The organism is Nocardioides renjunii (genome assembly GCF_034661175.1).
Taxonomy (GTDB): domain Bacteria; phylum Actinomycetota; class Actinomycetes; order Propionibacteriales; family Nocardioidaceae; genus Nocardioides; species Nocardioides renjunii.
Map to the genome: position 1 here is coordinate 3,301,555 of NZ_CP141058.1, position 15,106 is coordinate 3,316,660.

Consider the following 15,106-nt stretch of genomic DNA (forward strand, 5'->3'; position numbering starts at 1 on the left):
AAGAACGCGTCAGGGCAGCTGCATGACGGTCTCGGTCTCCCCCGACGTGAACCACGCGAGCTCGTGGCGGAGGCACTTCTGCGCCACCTCGGCGGCGTCCTCCCGCTCGAGCCGGTAGGCAGCAGACGCCCGCCGGACGTCCTCGGCGGCGTCCTCGGTGTCGACCATCCACGCGGCGACGTCGTGCGGGAACCCGAAGGTCGCCGTGACGAGGCCGGGGTGCTCCCGGTCGAGGGCCGGCCAGCCGGCGGGGTCGGGGAAGCCCGGCGTGACGGCGTCGGTGTCGACCGCGATCACCAGTCGCCGCATCGGCTCCCCCTCGTCGACGAAGCTGCCCAGGCTCGCCTGGGCGGCGTCGGTCATCGCGTAGTGCTCGAGCTCCTCCTCGTCGAGCCCCGGCAGGGCCGCCCGGAGCGCGTCGGTGACAGCGAACCCCGGCCACGCCAGCTCCTGGGGCTCGTCGTCACCCGTCGCCGCGAGCACACCGTGCCACTCCAGGACCGCGTCCCACGCACCCACCACGAACACCCGTGTCGTCACGTCGGTTCCTTCCCCTCGGTCGTCCTCGTCGATGTCGCTCCGCGTCCCCTCGGTGCCCGGGGGCGGGAGTCGGCCGCGGAGTCCTTGAGCTCCTCGAGCGCCTCCAGCACGCACTGGCCGAGGACGTCGGCGTCGGGTACGGCGTCGCGGTCGGCGGTGATGCCGTAGAAGACGCCGCCGTCGTAGGACGTCACGCCGATCGCCAGCGGGTGGTCGGGCAGCAGCGGGTGCACGGGGTAGGTCTCGAGCATCCGGGCGCCGTCGGCGTAGAGCGGGAACTGCGGGCCGGGGACGTTGGTGATCGACATGTGGAACCCGCGCCGGAGCTCGGCCGCGGCCAGGCGGGAGCCGAGCGCGTGGAAGGTCGTCGGCGCGAAGCCGGCGATGCCCGACAGCCGCCGCGCGGACACGTTGCGTCCGTTGTCGCGGTGGGCCTTGAGGTCATAGCTGACCTGGTGCAGCCGGACCACCGGGCTGGCCTCGCTGATCGGCAGGTTGACCAGGTGCCCGGTGACCTGGCTGCCGAGCGAGGTGGCCTCCAGCTCGTCGTCGATGACCGACATCGGCACGAACGCCTTGATCGCCCGGAGGCCCGACATCGACTCCGCGCGGGTCATCAGCCAGCCGCGCAGGCCACCGGCGAGGGTGGCGAGGATGACGTCGTTCACCGTGCCGCCGTGCGCCTCGCGGACGGCACGGTAGTCGGAGAGCTCGGTGCGCACGGTGACGAAGCGGCGCTGCTGCGACAGCTTGCGGTGCACCGGAGTGGAGTGGACCGGGCCGCGCCCGGCCAGGGCGCTCGCCACCTCGGTGACGCGAGCGCCGGTGGCACTGGCCTGCCGGCCGAGCGACTCGGCGTTGGCGCGGGTGGTCGACCACAGCGTGCGTGGGCTCTCCAGCGTGTCGGTCACGGCGGTGACCGCGGTCGCGACCGGTCCCGCGGCGCGCCGGGGCTGCCAGGCGTCGTCGTGGCCCAGCGCGGAGCGGTCCGGTGAGGTGTCGAGCAGCACCTGGCCGATGTCGACGGTCTCGCGGCCGTCGACGAGGATCTGGTGACTCTTGGCCAGCAGCGCGAAGCGGCCCCCGGCCAGGCCCTCGACGAAGTAGCACTCCCACAGCGGCCGGCTGCGGTCGAGGGGACGCGAGGCGATGCGGGCGACGAGCTCGCGGAGCTGGTCCATCGTGCCGGGCCGCGGCAGCGCCGAGCGGCGTACGTGGTAGCCGAGGTCGAAGTTCTCGTCGTCCACCCACGCGGGGTTCGCCAGCCGGCCGGGCACCGTCTGGAGGCGCTGGCGGTAGCGGGGCACGAAGGCGATGCGGTCCGCGATGAGCTCGACGAGGCGGTCGTGGTCGAACCCGGACTCCCCCGGGTCGAAGACCTCGACGGTCGCGTTGTGCATGGGCGTCGTGGGGGACTCGGCGGCCAGGATGGCCAGGTCCCGCGGCCGGAGCCGCTCACTCATCTCGTTGCCCCTTCGGTCGACCGTCGTGCCGCACCGGCCGCGGTCCGGGCCGGTGCTCGTCGCGCTTGTCCCGCATGGGATTCTGACAGAGGTGGTGTCGCGGTGCCCGACCATCCTCGCCGTGGCCACCCTCGTCCGAGGAACGCACCCCAAGGAGATCCCTGTGTCCGGTCGCGGTCGTGCGCGCCAAGCCCTCGCCCCCGTCGTCCTCCTCCTCGCCGCTGGCCTCGCCGCGTGCGGCGGCGACGCCGAGCCGCCGGCCACCAGCCAGTCGCCGCGCACCGAGGGCGACTCCGTGGTCGTCGAGGTGACCCGCGAGGGCGACACGTTCACGCCCAACGGCGAGCGGGTCGACCTCGGCACCGGACAGACCCTCGTCCTGGAGGTCACCGCCGACGAGGCCGGCGAGCTGCACGTGCACAGCACCCCCGAGCAGGACATCGCCTACGAGGAGGGCACCTCGGAGCACGAGATCACCGTCGACCGGCCCGGCGTGGTCGAGGTGGAGAGCCACGACCCCGACTCCATCGTCCTCCAGCTCGAAGTCCGGTGAGCGCCGGGCAGACGGGCGCGGGCGGCACCATCTCGGCCCACGGGCTGGGCGGCGCCAAGGACCTGCCGGTCCCCGCGGAGCTGGCGATCGCCGGCGCGGTGGCGGCCCTCGTCATCTCCTTCACCGTCCTGGCGGTGGCGTGGCGCGAGCCGCGCTACGACGGCGTCCCCACCGGCCGGCCGGCACCCGACTGGCTCGACCGCCTCGCGTCCTCCCGGATCCTGGCGATCGCGGCCCGGGTGCTCGGCATGGCGTTCTTCCTCTACGTCGCCGCTGCTGCGGTGTTCGGCAAGGACTCCCTGATCAACCCGTTCCTCGGGACCTTCTACGTGCTGCTGTGGGTGGGGCTCGTGCCGGCGTCGCTGCTGCTCGGCCCGTTCTTCAAGGCGGTCAGCCCGGCCCGCACGGTCAGCATGCTGTTCGCGAAGGTCTCCGGCGTGCCGGAGGGCGAGGGCCTGTACGTCTATCCCGCCCGCCTCGGCTACTGGCCGGCGGCGCTGGGTCTCTTCGCGTTCGTGTGGCTCGAGCTCGTCTACACCGCCTCGACCGACGTCGGACCCGTGCGCCTGTGGTGCGCGGCCTACCTCGGGATCATGCTGATCGGCTCGGCCGTGTGGGGCACGACGTTCCTCGAGCGGGCCGACCCGTTCGAGGTCTACTCCTCGCTCGTGGGCAAGCTCTCGGTCTGGGGCCACCGCGACGGCCGACTCGTGCTGCGCAGCCCGCTGGCCAACCTCGCCACCGTGGTGCCGCGCCCCGGGCTGGTGATGGTCGTCGGCGTGCTGTTCGGCAGCACGGCGTTCGACTCGTTCCGGGAGTCGACGGCCTGGCTCCAGCTCGTGCAGTCCCTGTCGGCGTCACGGGTGCTGCCCGACACCCTCGCCCTGGTGGCCTTCTCCGGCGGCGTGGCGCTGGTCCTCACGGTCGCGACGATGGCGACCGGCGTCACCAGCGAGACGCCGCGACGGGCCCTGCCCGACCTCTTCGCGCACTCGGTCGTGCCGATCATCGTCGGCTACATCGTGGCCCACTACCTGACCTACTTCGTCGAGTACGGCCAGCAGACCGTGATCCAGCTGAGCGACCCCTTCAGCCGCGGCGACGACTTCCTGGGGACCGCCGACCTGCAGGTCAGCTACTGGCTCTCCTCGCACCCGACGCTCGTGGCCGTGACCAAGGTGCTGGCGGTGACGCTGGGCCACGTGGTGGGCGTCGTGGCGGCCCACGACCGCGCGGTCAGGCTGCTGCCGAGGCGCCACCAGCTGACCGGTCAGCTCCCGCTTCTCGTGGCGATGGTGGGCTTCACCGTGGGTGGGCTCTACCTGCTGTTCGCCGCGTGAGCGGCCACGCTCAGGCCACGGGCCCGTAGGGCCAGCCCGCCGGCGGCTCGGACACGACCGTCACGAGCTCGCAGGAGCCGCGGTAGTCGATCACGTCGAGCGGGTCGCGGTGGCCGACGAACACGACGCGGTCGGCGTCACCGACGTCGCCCAGGGTCGGGTCGTCGCAGTGGATCCTGTCCTGCTGGCCGTCGGGGAGGACGTAGATCGTGTCGTTGCCCTGCTCGGTGAACACCTTGTCGGCGCCGGGTCCGAGGAAGACCACGTCGTTGCCCTCGTCGCCCTTGACCTTGACGTCGTTGCCGTCGCCGTCGATCAGCACGTCGTCGCCCGGTCCACCCTGGACGGCGCCATCGTCGCCCGGACCCGCGTCGATCCAGTCGTTGCCGTCGCCGCCGATGGACTTGTCGTTGCCGTCGCCGCCGATCAGGCGGTCGTCACCGTCGTTGCCGCCGAGCGTGTCGTCACCCGCCTCGCCGTAGACGGTGTCGTTCCCGATGCTCGCCGAGAGGCTGTCGTTGCCCTCGCCGCCGTAGAGGACGTCGTCGCCCTGGCCGCCGTCGATCTTGTCGTTGCCGACGTCCCCCGCGACCCAGTCGTTGCCGGGCTGGGCCGTGATCCAGTCGTCGCCGGAGTCCCCGTGCACCTCGTCGTCACCGTTGCCGGCGTAGACCGTGTCGTTGCCCGCCCGGGCTGCGACGACGTCGCGACCGCCGAGGGACATGATCCGGTTGGGGTTGCCGTTGCCCTTGATGACGTCGTTGCCCGTGGTGCCCTGCGCCAGGGCGTGGGCGGACGTCGCGGTCAGGGCGAGGGAGAGGGCCGCGAGAGCGACGCCGGCAGTGCGCATGAGGTCCACGATCGAAGTCCCTTGATAGATAGACCTCGATCTTAGGCAAATCTTGAGGAAATCTAGAACTTTGTCCGAAGTCGCCCACGGCGCCGTCCGGCCCGGCCCGTCGGTGCGTCCACCGACGCGGGGAACGTCGCGTCGGCAAGCGCCGCGAGTCCGTGCACGAGGGGCGAGTCGCCGACCTCGGCGAGCGGCCGGCCCGAGACCAGCGCCTTGTCGACGCCCGCGCGGTCCTCGGGCAGGAAGTGCAGCCCGGCCACCCGGCTGAACCCCTCGACCATCCCGGCGATCTCCTTCTCGGTCCAGCCGATCGAGCCGCGCATCCGGTTGACCACCACGCGCACGGGCGTGCCGGCCGTGCGCTCGCCGAGCTCGACCAGCCCCCGGGCGAGCCGCGCCAGGCCGACAGGGTCGGCGGCACCGACGACCACCACCTCGTCGGCCTGCTCCACCGCGGCCAGGGTGAGCGCGTTGCGGCCCGGGCGTCCGCCGAAGTCGGAGCCGGCGTCGTCCTCGAGGGAGAACCCGCTGTCGACCACCACCTGGCCGTGGCCGCGCGCGCGGTCGAGCAGCTGCTCGACGTGGGCGGGTCGCACCTCGCGCCAGCGGTCGGCGCGAGGAAGCCCGGTGACGACGGCGAGGTGGTCGCCGACGCCGCGGCACACCGACGGGAACCGGTCGTCGAGCTGTCCCGCCGCGGCCAGCCGGGCGGCGGAGAGCAGCCCGGAGACCTCGTCGAGGATGCCGAGCTGCTGGGCGACGGCGCCGCCCCAGGGATCGAGGTCGGTCAGCACCACGTCGACCCCACGCCGGGCGACCTCGCACGCGAGGTTGGTGGCCACGGTCGTACGGCCCGGGGCGCCCGCCGGCCCCCACACGACGACGACCCGCCCGGCCTCGGTCCCGGGTGCAGCCCCCGGACCGGCCGCGAGGTCCGGCACGACGGCGCCCGCGACCGCGTCGTCGAGGCGGACCACCGCCGTGTCGGCGACGTCGTCGGCCGTCGTCACGACCTCGGGCAGCGAGTCGAGCTCGCCGGCGCCGACCACGGCGGCGATGCCGAGGCGCTGGGCGCGCTCGCGGACGTCGACGTCGTCGGGGCGGACCGACGTCACCGCGACAGGCCGGACGGCGTGCCGGCGCAGGTGCGCGACCGAGGCGGGGTCGAGGCCCGGCGCGTCGAGCGAGACCACGGCGACGTCGGCCTGCCCGCTGGTGACCGACGCGAGCAGGTCGTCGACGTCGACGCACCGCTTGAGGACGACCACGCCCGGGTGCGCCTCGAGGTCGGTGAGGGCCGGCGACTCCCACGGCTCCCCCGCCGCGAGGAGCAGCACGCAGATCACGACGCTCAGCCCCGGCCGACCACGCGCACGCGGTCGTCGCCGCTGGCCGCGAGCAGCAGCCCCAGCGAGTCCTCGTCGTCGTCGGGGACGGCCAGCACCAGCTGGCGGCTCGTCGCGGACGCGAACGAGTCGGACACGAGCGGGGCGTCGAGCACAGCGATGTCCTCCAGCACCGGCTCGGCGACACGACGCGCGGCACGGCCGCCCGACGCCTGGTCGCCGATCACCCACACGTCGACGCGCGACCCGCGCGCCAGGTCCGTCGGGACGTGCTCGGCCGCGACGGCGATCGACACCGCCACCGTGCCGTCGCCGGTCGGCTCGCCGAGCGCACCGGCCGGGACCAGCTCGCCGGCGGCGAGGGGCCGGGTGAGGGTGAGCGCAGCGGGCAGCTCGTCGCCGACGGCGAGGTAGTGGTCGTGGTCGGCGCTGTCGCCGAAGCGCACGCTGGTCGCCTCGAGGTCAGCGGCCGTCAGCGTCTGCCCGGCGACGAGGTCGCCGGAGGCCGACCACACCGACGTCATGTCGTCGGCGGTGGAGAGCAGGCGCGCGCCGGCCACCACCGACCCGGTGACCAGGACGACACCCACCCACAGCCGCGGGTCGCGCCACCCGGAGGTGGCGGCCCGGGTCGCCACCGGGACGTCACCGGCGGGTGGCCGGAGGTCGGGGTTGCGGGACAGGCTCCGAGACAGGTTCCGAGACACAGGCCCATCATTGCCTCACCCGCCGGGGTTCACACCTGTCCTTCCACAGGCCCCGGCCCGGGCGTCGCCCCCGGCACCCCCGTCGGTGGCACGATGACCCCATGGCCGACGACCCCCGCTTCCTGACGCTCGCCGACGTCGCCGACGTGCTCAACACCTCCAGCGCCCAGGTCTACGCCCTCGTCCGGAGGGGCGAGCTGCCCGCGATCAAGATCGGCGGGCGCGGCCAGTGGCGCGTCGAGCGGGCGCAGCTCGAGGAGTTCATCCAGCGGATGTACGTCGAGACCCGGACGTTCGTCGACCAGCACCCGTTCGTCGACGCCGAGGCGGCCCCGGCGCAGGAGAGCGACTAGTCAGCCGACCTTGCCGTCGAGCTCGACCTGCACCACGCGCTGCTCGCCGCCGCGCACGACGGCCATCTCGACCGTCTCGCCCGGCAGGTGCGTACGGATCGCCACGATGAGGGCGATGCCGTCGTTGACCGGCTGGTCGTCGACCGAGACGATCACGTCGTCCTGCGTGAGGCCGGCACGCTCGGCCGGGGTGCCCGGCATGACCTCGGTGATGGTCGCGCCCTCGGCGTCGGGCTCACCGCCGGTGCGCACCTGAGCGCCGATCACGGGGTACTCCGCCTTGCCGGTGCGCAGGATCTGGTCGACCGTCGTGCGGACCTGCTCGATGGGGATCGCGAAGCCGACCCCGATGTTGCCCGACTCGGCCGTGGCACCGCCGGTGGTCGCGATGGCGGAGTTGACCCCGACGACCTCGCCGGCGAGGTTGACCAGCGGTCCTCCCGAGTTGCCGGGGTTGATCGCGGCGTCGGTCTGCACGGCGTTGATGTAGGACGACTGGTCGTCGGACTCGCCCGAGGTGGTTACCGGGCGGTTGAGGGCACTGACGATGCCCGACGTCACCGTCTGGCTCAGGCCGAGCGGGGCACCGAAGGCGACGACCGAGTCACCGACGCGGAGGACCTGCGACGCACCGAGCGCCGCCGGCTCGAGGCCGCCGGCTCCCTCGATCGCGAGCACCGCGAGGTCGTAGACCGCGCTGCGTCCCACGACCGTGGCCTCGTAGCGCTCGCCGGACTCGTCGATGACGACGATGGGACCCTCCTCGTCGGCGGCCGAGGCGACGACGTGGTTGTTGGTCACGACGTGGCCGTCGCGGTCGAGGACGAAGCCGGACCCCGTCGCTCCCCCGGACTGGCCGTCGAACTCCGCGAGGATCTGCACGGTGCTGGGCAGCAGCGCCTGGGCGACGGCCGAGACCGAGCCGTTGTCGGCCTCGAGGGGTGCAGCGGTCTGGGTGCGGACGCCACCGAGACCGTTGCTGTTGGTGCCGGGCTGCGAGGCGAGCTCGTCCTGCAGGGCGCCACCGGCGAGGCCGCCGAGCAGCCCGACGACGAGCGCGAGCGCCGCGACCGACGGCCACACCCAGAGCGGGAACCGTCGGGACGGGGTCGACGGGGCTGCGAAGGCGGGCCGGCCGTACGGCGCGGGACCGGGCCCGAACCAGGGGCCGGGTGCGTTCGGGTCGCCCGGGCCCCCGGGGCCACCGGGGCCACCCGGTCCTGGCTGCGGACCCTGCGGGGCGCCGGGGCCCATCGGGCCCGTCTGGTTCATCGGGACCGTGCGGGCCGCGGGCTCGGCGGACGGCGCCTCGCCGTAGCGCCCCGGGTGCGGCGGGGGTCCGGCGAGCATGCCGTCACTGCCGTAGGGCCGGCCCTCGGGCTGCACCCGGGGTGCGGGCCGGTCGACGGCGTCGGCGGCATCGACCGCGTGGTCAGGAGCGGCGGCATCGGCCTGGTGGTCGGCCTCCGTGCCGGGCTGCGTGGGGCGCCAGCCGGCCAGCGGTTGGGTCGGCTCGTCGTGCGCCTGCTCCGGCGCGGACTCGTACGCCTGGCGCTCGGGCGCGTGCCCGGGCTCGGACCGTCCCGCGTCGGAGTCGGTCTGCTCGTCGGGCTCGCGCGCGTCGCTCACGGAGCAATCTTCTCCCGGATCGCCACGAGGCGCTCGGCCAGGGGCGTCCGGGAGGGTGAGACCGGGCCGCGAGCGGACCGGTCGTCGACCTTGACGGCCGGTGCGACCGGCGCGACGGGTGCGACCGGTCGGGTCAGGTCGGTGACCGGCGGGCGCGGCTCGACCCGCGGCCCCCCGGCGACGCCGAGGGCGAGGACGCCCACGACGCAGGCGCTCGCCGCCCCTCCGCCGATGGCCACGAGGCCTCGACGGGAGCGGTGCTGCGAGGTCGGGAACGGCGGCGCCGCGAGCGCTCCGCCGGCGCTCGGCTCGAGCGACGAGCAGCGTCCGCGCAGCGCGGACTTGAAGTCGTGCGAGGTCTGGGCGGGGCCGTGGGACAGCTGGGCGAGCTGGGTCTTGACCCAGCCCTCCTGCTCGACGAGGTCACGGCAGGAGTGGCAGCCGTGGACGTGGGCCCAGCAGCGCTCCTCCTCCTCCGCCGAGAGGTGGCCGTCGAGCAGTGCGCTCACGCGCGAGCCGAGGTGCGTCATCACGACACCGTCCCGGGACGGAGGCCGAGCCCGTGGGTGGTCGGGCCGGAGTAGCGCTGGCGACCCGCGGCCGGCTCGCGGTGGGCGAGCGCCTTGCGCAGCATGCCGCGGCCACGGTGGATGCGGGAGCGCACGGTGCCGAGCTTGGCCCCGAGGATCTCCGCGATCTCCTCATAGCTGAGCCCCTCAACGTCGCACAGCACCACGGCGGCGCGGAAGTCGGGCGGGAGCGTGGCGAGAGCGGTCTCGATGTCGTCGTCGAAGGTCCGGTCGGCCACGGCGAGCTCCGGCGCCGGCGCCGGGCTCGTGAGCCGGGCGGCGCGCTCGTCGGAGAGCGGGTCGAAGCGGATGCGCTGCTTGCGGCGGGCGCCGTCGAGGAAAAGGTTGGTGGTGATGCGGTGCAGCCAGCCCTCGAACGTGCCGGGCGTGTAGGTGTCCAGCGAGCGGAAGACCCGGACGAACACCTCCTGGGTGAGGTCCTCGGCGTCCGGGCGGTTGCCGGTGAGCCGGTAGGCGAGGCGGAACACCCGGTCGGAGTGCTCCTCGACGACCTCGTCCCACGTCGGGACAGCCACCACCGCTGCGACAGGCTCCGGCGCGGTGCTGTCGGCCTGATCGCCCACGGGCGCTCCCTGGTTCGTCTTCCTCGACCGCAGCTGCAACGGTTCGCTGTCCTTCCTGACGCTAGGCACCCCGCCTGAGAGTTCCCTGTGAACCTCATGCGCTCCGGCCAAGAAACCCGGTCGGCGTACTGCGTCCAACGACCGGCGTACGCCGTGTGTTCCCGGCCACGTCGGCGCTCTGCTGCGCGATAGAGTCCGCAGGTGCCCAACCACACCTCTTCGATCAAGCCCGCGAGCTGGTCCTACGCCGAGTCGTTCGTGGCCGAGGACGAGGTCCTGGCCGCCGCCCGCAGCCGCGCCGACGAGGTGGGCGTGTCGCCGGTGGGCCCCGGAGCGGGCGCTGCCCTGCGCTTCCTGGCCTCGGTCCTCGACGCCCGCGCGGTGGTGGAGATCGGCACCGGCACGGGCGTCTCCGGCCTCTGGATGCTGCGCGGCATGCGCGCCGACGGCGTGCTGACCACGGTCGACATCGAGGCCGAGCACCAGCGCCTCGCCAAGGAGACCTTCGCCGAGGCCGGCATCCCCGGCAACCGGGCCCGCACCATCGCCGGCGCTGGGCTCGACGTGCTCCCCCGCCTGACCGACGGCCACTACGACCTGGTGTTCTGCGACGGCGACAAGCGCGAGTACGCCGCCTACCTCAAGGAGGCGCTCCGCCTCCTGCGCCCCGGCGGGATCGTCGCCTTCGACAACGCCCTCTGGCACGACCGCGTCGCCGACCCGTCCCAGCGCGACGAGGAGACCGTCACCATCCGCGAGCTCGGGCGCACCGTCCTCGACCACGAGTCCCTCGTGCCCGTGCTCCTCCCCGTCGGCGACGGCCTGCTCGTGGCGAAGAAGGAGTGGGCCCCGGAGGGCTGATCGGTCCCGACGCCGTCGGGCGCTGGGGGCGGTGCTCTTTGGCTCGCTCCGCTCGCGTGCTCGGCCTCCAGATCATCTGACCTCGGGGCTCGCCACGCTCGCTGCGCCACGCGTGAGGACTTTCCTCACCGCCTCAGCGCACGCGCTCGGCGCCCGACGTCGTCTGGACTGACGAGCGAGCAAGCGTGACGAGCGCAGCGAGGCAGCGCCGTCGAGCGAGGAGGGAAGACGACGTCTTCCAGGGCGCCGAGCACGGCGAGCGGAGCGAGCCCATCAAGCACAGCACGCGCGAGCGGAGCGAGCGCCATCAGTACTACCTCAGGCGATCCCGTCGAGGGGGTCCTCGCTGCCCAGCCAGGCGAGCAGCAGGCGCGGGCCGAAGCCGCTGGGGCCGGCGGTCCACTCGTGCCGGTCGGCCGGCGACTCCGCCGCAGAGGCGAAGTCGATGTGGACCCACGGCACGTCACCGGCGAAGTGCTGGAGGAACAGCGCCGCGGTGATCGCGCCGGCACCGCCGGCGGCGTTGTCGCCGTCGGCGATCTTGGACGCCACCCGCTCCTCGTAGTCCTTGACCAGTGGCATCCGCCAGACGTTCTCTCCGGACGTCGCCGAGGCCTGCTCGACGTGCGCGACGAGCTCGTCGCGGTTGGCGAAGTAGCCGGCGGTCCACTGTCCCAGCGACACCTTCATGGCGCCGGTGAGGGTGGCGATGTCGACCAGCACGGTCGGCGACAGCTCGGCGACGGCGTACGCCATGGCGTCGGCGAGCACGAGGCGACCCTCGGCGTCGGTGTTGTTGACCTCGGAGGTGCGGCCGCCGAAGTGGGTGATGACGTCGCCGGGGCGCATCGCGGACCCGCTGACGGCGTTCTCGGCCGCCGGGACGAGGCCGATGACGCGGACGGGGCAGCCGACGTCGCGCAGGGCGGCCATCGTCGCGATCACCGCGCCGCCGCCGCTCATGTCGCGCTTCATGGTGAGCATGCCCTCGCTGGGCTTGATGTCGAGGCCGCCGCTGTCGAATGTGATGCCCTTGCCCACCAGCACGACGGTCGGCGTACGGCGCGAGGCGCCGGGCGGGGTGTAGTCCATCCGGATCAGCCGCGGCTCGTGTGCCGAGCCGCCACCGACGGCGAGGATGCCGCCGAAGCCGTCGGCCACCAGGCGCTGCTCGTCCCAGACCGTCACCTCGAGACCGCCTGCCGCGCCGACCTCGACGGCCTGCTCGGCCAGCCAGGCCGGTGTCTTGAGGTTGGCCGGGACGGTGGCGAGGGCGCGCGAGCGCCAGCCGGCTCCGCCGAGGGCGAGGGCGCGGGCGAGCTCGTCGTCGGCGCCGTCGTCGGAGATGTCGGCCAGCACGATGCGGCCGACGGGGCGCTCCTTGGGGCCGGTCGAGCGCCAGTGGAAGGCGAACGAGCCGAGCATCGCACCGACCACGACGGCGCCGAGGCCGTCGTCGGGCGCGATGGCCGCGAGGGTGGTGACGACGCTGACGCGGTCCTTGGTGGCGCGGGCGAGTGCTGCTCCGGCGCGACGGAAGTCGGTCGGGGACGCCTCCCCCACTCCGATGAGGAGCACGACGCTCACGTCGTCGGAGGTCTCCTGGGCGGAGACGGGCACGACGGTGACCTCACCCGTGCGCCCGGTCCCGCGGGCGGCCTCGAGCGCCGCGAGCAGGTCGATCCCGAGAGCCTCGGAGGCCTCCTCGGCACCGGGGCCGAGGAGCGGCGCCTCGTCGCCGGGGAGGACCGGGAAGGCCCACACCTCGGCTCCGCCGATCTGGTGCGGGAGTGCGGCGCTGAGCGCGAACTCGGGTGGGGAGACCTGCGTCGGCAGTTGCGTGGCCACGATCAGCCGACGACGTCCTTGAGGGCGTCCCCGAGAGCCGTTGCCTCATCGGCGTTCAGCTCGACCACCAGACGCCCACCGCCCTCGAGCGGGACGCGCATGACGATCCCGCGGCCCTCCTTGGTGACCTCGAGCGGTCCGTCGCCCGTGCGGGGCTTCATGGCGGCCATCGGCGCACCTCTTCCTGTTCAGCCATCTGTCGGCGATGGTGGCTCTTCACATGCGAAACGAGGCGGCTGAGTCGTGCCTGGCCACCTCGATCGGCGTCGTACAGGATTCATTATCCCTCATCGGGCGCGTGATCGGCACCACAGGGCGCACGGAGCCCGGGAGGGTGTCGGGCAGACTGCCCCCATGACGACCTCTTCGACCGATTCCGCGAACGACGCCGGGGCCGGGAGCGGTGCCGCGACCGGCGCCGCGACCGCGCCCGTGCTGCTCCACGTGGTCGACGCGGTGGCCACCATCACGCTCAACCGCCCCGACGCGATGAACGGCCTCGACGTGGCGACCAAGGACCTGCTCCTCGAGACCGTGCGGCAGGTGGCCGAGGACCCGGAGGTGCGCTGCGTCGTCCTCACCGGGAGCGGGCGCGCCTTCTGCGTCGGGCAGGACCTGAAGGAGCACCTCGCCGGCCTCAAGGGCGACGCCGACGTGCCGCTGTCCGACACGGTCGAGAAGCACTACAACCCGATCGCGCAGGCGCTGGCGACTATGCCCAAGCCGGTGGTCGCCGCCGTCAACGGCATCGCCGCGGGTGCCGGCGCGAGCCTCGCCTTCGCCGCCGACTTCCGCATCCTGGTCGACTCGGCCGGCTTCAACACCTCCTTCGCCGGGGTCGCGCTCTCGTGCGACACCGGGTCGAGCTGGACGCTGCAGCGACTCGTCGGCCGGGGCAAGGCGATGGAGCTGCTCTACTTCCCGCGCACGGTCTCCGCCCAGGAGGCGCTCGACCTCGGCCTGGCCACGCAGGTGGTCCCGCCCGACGACTTCCGGAGCGCCGTCGGCGAGCTGGCTGCCCGGCTCGCTGCGGGCCCGACCGTCGCGTTCGGCTCGATCCGCCAGTCCGTGGCGTACGCCGCAGCCCACCCGCTCGAGGAGTCGCTCGCCTTCGAGGCGGAGAAGATGGCGCTCACCGGCGGGACCGAGGACCACCTCGCCGCCGTCGACGCGTTCATGGCCAAGGAGAAGCCGGTCTTCCACGGCCGCTGAGTCGCCCCGCCCTGATAGTCCGTATCAAATGGGTCGCTCGAGGGCGCCCGGAAGCACCCGTTCGATACGGACTACCGCCGGGCGCGGTGGGCGCCGAGCACCCCGAGCAGCTGCCGGGGCGCCTGCACCGCCATCCGGTGGCGCGAGGGCCGGGTGCCGTACTCGACGGTGAGGGCGGCTCCGCGGAACCGGTGGTTGAACCACATCGTCATGGTGCCGTGGCACAGGCCGCCGCAGTCGAGCGACGTACGCGGCAGCCGCAGCGCGCGGGCCAGGCGGCGCGCGAAGCCGCGGTCCTTCGTGTCGGTGTCCACGCCGTGCAGCGGCTGGTGGAAGCTGACCACCCGGCGCGGGCGGACCTCCTCGAGGAAGGCCATCACCGCCCGGGTCTCCGGCTCGCTGCCCGGGCGCGGGCCTGACTCGTACGAGCCGTCGAGGTCGGCCCAGCGGTGGGGGAAGTTGCGGTTGAGGTCCACGCCGCGCGCGTTGCGGCGCGTGCCCCGGGCCAGTCCGTCGGGGTTGTAGGTCGGGACCACCCAGAGGTCGACGCCCCGGACCGGCCGTCCGTCGCGCAGGGTCTCGAGGATCGTGCGGGTGTGCGGCTCGTCGCCGTGCATCGTCGAGACGAGCACGATGCGTCGCTTGCCCGGCTCCCCCAGCCGCCACGCCCGGATCGGGCGTCCCTGCACCGAGTGGCCGATCGTGCGCGCCTCGACCACCGCCGGGCGCTCCCCCGGGCCGGCCTCGACGGCCGTCGCCGACGGCGGAGCGAGGGGTACGACGACCAGCGCGGCGGCAGCGGCCGCTGCGAGCAGGCGCCGCATCACACCGCGGCGGTGAGGTAGGCGTAGGTGAACACGAGGACGCCGACCACCATGCCGAGGTGCGCGAGCAGCGACAGGCCGGGCCCGTCGCTCCAGCTGTCGCCGGACGCCTCGGGCACGTGCCGCCCGCGCGAGGGGAGCCAGCGGGCGAGGACGAGCAGCCCGAGGATCGCGGTCAGCCACCACAGCGCGACCGCGAGGATGCCGACGAGGGGGCCGCCGACGACGGAGTCCTCCGGGAAGACCAGCACGCCGAGCCAGAGGACCAGCGCCAGCATGCCGGTCACGAAGTGCGCCAGGGGCAGCCGGTCGTGGAGGGAGAACTGCCCGGCCGCGTCACCACGGCTCAGTCGCAGCCGGGTCAGCACGACCACCACGGCGGCGAGTGCCGTGAGGATCCAGACGACGATCGGGAACGACATTC

At 73.6% G+C, this 15,106-nt stretch carries 17 protein-coding genes; 5 read left to right on the forward strand and 12 right to left on the reverse strand.

The genetic code is table 11. The annotated features are described in order from the left end of the window. Positions 1-9: 9 nt before the first annotated feature. Positions 10-540: a DUF6912 family protein gene (locus SHK17_RS15755; protein WP_322919877.1), complete on the reverse strand. Its 531-nt coding sequence runs from the start codon at positions 538-540 to the stop codon at positions 10-12. After that, the gene (locus SHK17_RS15760) at positions 537-2,003 is read right to left on the reverse strand and encodes a WS/DGAT/MGAT family O-acyltransferase (protein ID WP_322422900.1); all 1,467 of its coding nucleotides are present in this window, start codon (positions 2,001-2,003) and stop codon (positions 537-539) included. Before SHK17_RS15760 ends, SHK17_RS15755 begins: the two co-directional genes overlap by 4 nt. Positions 2,004-2,124: 121 nt before the next feature. Between SHK17_RS15760 and SHK17_RS15765 the strand changes: the two genes are divergently transcribed. Further along, complete coding sequence (locus tag SHK17_RS15765) at positions 2,125-2,556, forward strand: hypothetical protein (RefSeq protein WP_322919879.1); 432 nt, start codon at positions 2,125-2,127, stop codon at positions 2,554-2,556. Next, entirely contained in the window at positions 2,553-3,896 is a 1,344-nt protein-coding gene (locus SHK17_RS15770; RefSeq protein WP_322919881.1) for a hypothetical protein, read from the forward strand. The genes SHK17_RS15765 and SHK17_RS15770 overlap by 4 nt, the downstream gene beginning before the upstream one ends. 10 nt (positions 3,897-3,906) lie before the next feature. On the opposite strand, the gene SHK17_RS15775 is transcribed toward SHK17_RS15770, so the two are convergent. The 3 genes from SHK17_RS15775 to SHK17_RS15785 form a co-directional block, all read right to left on the reverse strand. Continuing rightward, positions 3,907-4,746 carry a calcium-binding protein gene (locus SHK17_RS15775; RefSeq protein ID WP_172265650.1) on the reverse strand — a complete coding sequence of 280 codons (840 nt, stop codon included), beginning with the start codon at positions 4,744-4,746 and terminating at the stop codon, positions 3,907-3,909. A 62-nt stretch (positions 4,747-4,808) separates the two neighbouring features. Next, positions 4,809-6,095, reverse strand: a complete 1,287-nt coding sequence (locus SHK17_RS15780) for a nucleotide-binding protein (protein ID WP_172265653.1) — start codon at positions 6,093-6,095, stop codon at positions 4,809-4,811. A 5-nt stretch (positions 6,096-6,100) separates the two neighbouring features. Next, positions 6,101-6,802, reverse strand: a complete 702-nt coding sequence (locus tag SHK17_RS15785) for a CpaB family protein (RefSeq protein WP_172265656.1) — start codon at positions 6,800-6,802, stop codon at positions 6,101-6,103. A gap of 101 nt (positions 6,803-6,903) precedes the next feature. On the opposite strand from SHK17_RS15785, the gene SHK17_RS15790 reads away from it, so the two are divergent. Further along, a complete protein-coding gene (locus SHK17_RS15790) occupies positions 6,904-7,155 on the forward strand; it encodes a helix-turn-helix domain-containing protein (protein ID WP_172265659.1) in 252 nt (83 codons plus the stop codon). On the opposite strand, the gene SHK17_RS15795 is transcribed toward SHK17_RS15790, so the two are convergent. The 3 genes from SHK17_RS15795 to sigE are packed head-to-tail and all read right to left on the reverse strand — an operon-like array spanning position 7,156 to position 9,937. Next, positions 7,156-8,784, reverse strand: a complete 1,629-nt coding sequence (locus tag SHK17_RS15795; protein WP_322919884.1) for a S1C family serine protease — start codon at positions 8,782-8,784, stop codon at positions 7,156-7,158. Continuing rightward, entirely contained in the window at positions 8,781-9,314 is a 534-nt protein-coding gene (locus tag SHK17_RS15800) for an anti-sigma factor family protein (protein WP_322919886.1), read from the reverse strand. The genes SHK17_RS15795 and SHK17_RS15800 overlap by 4 nt, the downstream gene beginning before the upstream one ends. Beyond that, positions 9,314-9,937 (reverse strand): RNA polymerase sigma factor SigE, encoded by a 624-nt coding sequence (gene sigE, locus SHK17_RS15805; RefSeq protein WP_322919889.1) that lies wholly within the window; start codon positions 9,935-9,937, stop codon positions 9,314-9,316. Before sigE ends, SHK17_RS15800 begins: the two co-directional genes overlap by 1 nt. A gap of 201 nt (positions 9,938-10,138) precedes the next feature. Between sigE and SHK17_RS15810 the strand changes: the two genes are divergently transcribed. After that, positions 10,139-10,798, forward strand: coding sequence for an O-methyltransferase (locus SHK17_RS15810; RefSeq protein WP_322919890.1), 660 nt, complete (start codon positions 10,139-10,141; stop codon positions 10,796-10,798). A gap of 318 nt (positions 10,799-11,116) precedes the next feature. On the opposite strand, the gene SHK17_RS15815 is transcribed toward SHK17_RS15810, so the two are convergent. Together SHK17_RS15815 and SHK17_RS15820 are read right to left on the reverse strand one after the other, a co-directional pair. After that, the gene (locus tag SHK17_RS15815) at positions 11,117-12,646 is read right to left on the reverse strand and encodes a leucyl aminopeptidase family protein (RefSeq protein ID WP_322919892.1); all 1,530 of its coding nucleotides are present in this window, start codon (positions 12,644-12,646) and stop codon (positions 11,117-11,119) included. Positions 12,647-12,648: 2 nt separating this feature from the next. Beyond that, positions 12,649-12,816 (reverse strand): DUF3117 domain-containing protein, encoded by a 168-nt coding sequence (locus SHK17_RS15820; protein ID WP_090967556.1) that lies wholly within the window; start codon positions 12,814-12,816, stop codon positions 12,649-12,651. 184 nt (positions 12,817-13,000) lie between these two features. On the opposite strand from SHK17_RS15820, the gene SHK17_RS15825 reads away from it, so the two are divergent. Further along, positions 13,001-13,858, forward strand: a complete 858-nt coding sequence (locus tag SHK17_RS15825; RefSeq protein WP_322919895.1) for an enoyl-CoA hydratase/isomerase family protein — start codon at positions 13,001-13,003, stop codon at positions 13,856-13,858. 71 nt (positions 13,859-13,929) lie between these two features. Here the strand turns inward: SHK17_RS15825 and SHK17_RS15830 are convergent, their stop codons facing one another. Both SHK17_RS15830 and SHK17_RS15835 read right to left on the reverse strand, forming a co-directional pair. Further along, positions 13,930-14,682 carry a M14 family zinc carboxypeptidase gene (locus SHK17_RS15830; protein ID WP_322922041.1) on the reverse strand — a complete coding sequence of 251 codons (753 nt, stop codon included), beginning with the start codon at positions 14,680-14,682 and terminating at the stop codon, positions 13,930-13,932. Further along, complete coding sequence (locus SHK17_RS15835; protein WP_322422911.1) at positions 14,682-15,104, reverse strand: hypothetical protein; 423 nt, start codon at positions 15,102-15,104, stop codon at positions 14,682-14,684. Before SHK17_RS15835 ends, SHK17_RS15830 begins: the two co-directional genes overlap by 1 nt. Positions 15,105-15,106 lie beyond the last annotated feature (2 nt).